The sequence below is a fragment of the uncultured Muriicola sp. genome, assembly GCF_947258935.1.
Classification (GTDB): domain Bacteria; phylum Bacteroidota; class Bacteroidia; order Flavobacteriales; family Flavobacteriaceae; genus Muriicola.
Window position 1 is genome coordinate 1 of the sequence record NZ_CAMYKH010000142.1, and the last position, 2,292, is coordinate 2,292.

4 protein-coding genes are annotated in these 2,292 nt (G+C 43.4%); 3 read left to right on the forward strand and 1 reads right to left on the reverse strand.

Annotated elements, in window-relative coordinates; genetic code table 11:
- The 3 genes from Q0X72_RS13685 to Q0X72_RS13695 all read left to right on the forward strand — a co-directional run.
- Positions 1-312, forward strand: a 312-nt coding sequence (locus Q0X72_RS13685; protein ID WP_297766551.1) for a hypothetical protein, incomplete at its 5' end; no start/stop codon positions are given.
- Between the two features lie 448 nt (positions 313-760).
- Entirely contained in the window at positions 761-1,336 is a 576-nt protein-coding gene (locus Q0X72_RS13690; RefSeq protein WP_297766553.1) for a DUF6151 family protein, read from the forward strand.
- A 96-nt stretch (positions 1,337-1,432) separates the two neighbouring features.
- On the forward strand, positions 1,433-1,912 hold the full coding sequence (locus Q0X72_RS13695) for a CYTH domain-containing protein (RefSeq protein ID WP_297766555.1): 480 nt from the start codon (positions 1,433-1,435) through the stop codon (positions 1,910-1,912).
- 42 nt (positions 1,913-1,954) lie between these two features.
- Here Q0X72_RS13695 and Q0X72_RS13700 read toward each other — a convergent pair whose 3' ends face one another.
- Entirely contained in the window at positions 1,955-2,227 is a 273-nt protein-coding gene (locus Q0X72_RS13700; protein ID WP_297766557.1) for a Txe/YoeB family addiction module toxin, read from the reverse strand.
- Positions 2,228-2,292: the final 65 nt, after the last annotated feature.

Sequence of the window (2,292 nt, forward strand, 5' to 3'; positions counted from 1 at the left end):
ATTGGCGACTATTCCACCGGCACCGCCTATTCCGGCGACGTTCAATCCTCGGTCGGCGTTTACTCCGAATCCGGCATTCGTCTGGGCGCGGACGGCAGCATCACCAGCTCGGGCCATGTCAGTATCACCAGCGAAGCCGCTGCCGGATACAGTGCCGGTAGCGAACAGGACGGCTGGTGGCAGGTGCGCGGCAATAGAATGCTGGCTTTTTATCCGCCATCAACCTTTTACAACTACCGTTTCCAGGCCTTTTCCAACGGCCTCGAGATTTATCCCCCACAGGACGAGACCCTGCTCTGGCCGCGCAAATAAGGGTTCAGAGAGCAATGCGTTTTCGCGCAACCCGATGTTTCTTGGTATTGCTACGGCACAAGTCGGTTTCTTGCTTGCTTTGCCATCTGTCTTTTCTTGTGTCTGCCTATTGGTTGGATTATATACACTGCATAGTCACGCGAGGGCTGAGGAAGTCCATCTCAAAAAAATGTATCCAAAGGATTATCGGCACTATAAAGGTCATGTTCGAAGATGGCTTTAAATTTCAGGAACTACCATACAAGTGCATGAAGACGGCGATGCCGCCGCACAGTTTGCCGGGGTATCAACCACCGGCAGTCTTTGCGAGGAAATCAGCTTGAAAAACTCTCTCAGGAACTGGTACAAAACAAGGGGGAAGGTCATTTCGCAGCAACGCGGCCAATTCACTCAGCGTTAGGTGAAGGGAGTACTATCACTTAAGCAAGCCATTTTATAAGGAAACTATATGCCAGAGGTAGTGAATTTGAAATGTTTATGCGGAACGGTTAAAGGGAAGATTAACGTAGTTACAGGATCATTTTTCCATGTGCATTGCCTTTGCTGTGATTGCCAAAGTTTTACCTCTCATTTAAACAATAAGGAAAAAATATTGGATGAACATGGCGGTAGCGAGCTCCTCCAAACCTATCCGGCGTTTATGGAAATCACTGAAGGTCAAGACAAAATTGCTTGTGTCCAATTAAGGAACAAAGGCTTATATAGGTGGCATACCACGTGCTGTAATATGCCATTGGCTAATACAATGAGCTCATCGAAGGTTCCATTCGTTGGGGTGTCTGTAAAACTCATGCAATTCGATAACGAGCAGGAAAAAATGGAAATTTTAGGTCCTGTCACCATGAAGGCCTTCGGCAAATACTCAATCGGAGAAATGCCAAAGGATGCGCACCCAAAGTTTCCAATTTCATACATGCCTAAAATATTGGGTTTTATGCTAAAGGGGATGTTTAAGAAAAAAAATAATCCATCTCATTTTTTTAACGGGAATAAACCAATAACAAAAGTTAATGTTTTGTCTTAATGAGCAATCACCTAACAATCGCAATCACTCGGAACAATTTTCCGCTGCGCTCCAAATTACCCAGTGTTGCGGGCGTTATATTGTCCGGGAGTATAGATGCCTAAAGAGATAGAGAGAAAATTTCTTGTAAATTTAAACGAGATTCCCCTTCCTGATAATGGTGAGCTTATAAAGCAAGGGTACTTTCCAATCGCCAGCAATGTAAAAACAGTAGTCCGGATTCGTGTTAAAGGTAGTAATGCTTTTTTGACTATAAAAGGTGAGAACAAAGGCGCAGTTAGATCGGAATATGAATACGCCATTCCCATTAATGAAGCCGAAGAGATGTTGGAAGAGATGTGCCAGAAACCCTTTATAGATAAAACGCGCTATGAAATTTCAGCTGGTAAACATATTTGGGAGATCGATATATTCCATGGTGACAATAAAGGGCTAGTGATTGCAGAAATTGAACTTTCGGAGGAAAGCGATAAATTTAATATTCCTGGCTGGGTAGGTGAAGAGGTAACTAATGATCCAAGGTATTACAATTCAAATTTGTTACTCAATCCATATAGAAAATGGAGCACAACATAACAAGCGCATGCAAAAAAGCTACTGATTCATGCGTTATAACAACTAAAGCTGGTCGTAGTGACCACCGATAGCGAAAATATAAATAGGCATTTTGTCAAATCGATATATCAACCGGTCTTTCTGTGAAATGCGGCGAGACCAAAGTCCTGATAAGTTATGCTTTAATGGTTCTGGTTTACCCAATCCCGAAGTCAGGTCTTTGCAACGAAGCATTTCTTTGAGTAATTTCCGAAGTGCCTTGTGCAGCCGCTTGTCTTGCTCGCGTAACTGTTCGTACTTTTCCCAGGTATTACCTTCAAACACCAGTGATTTCATTCATTTCGTCATCTGTTGGCCGGTATCCCTTACTCTGGGTATGTGTATTAAGCGAATCTGCAATT

Bases quoted from the DNA above. Each gene is read 5' to 3' on its own strand.
- Q0X72_RS13690 (WP_297766553.1), top strand. From the start codon at position 761: ATGCCAGAGGTAGTGAATTTGAAATGTTTATGCGGAACGGTTAAAGGG.
- Q0X72_RS13695 (WP_297766555.1), top strand. From the start codon at position 1,433: ATGCCTAAAGAGATAGAGAGAAAATTTCTTGTAAATTTAAACGAGATT.
- Q0X72_RS13700 (WP_297766557.1), bottom strand. From the start codon at position 2,227: ATGAAATCACTGGTGTTTGAAGGTAATACCTGGGAAAAGTACGAACAG.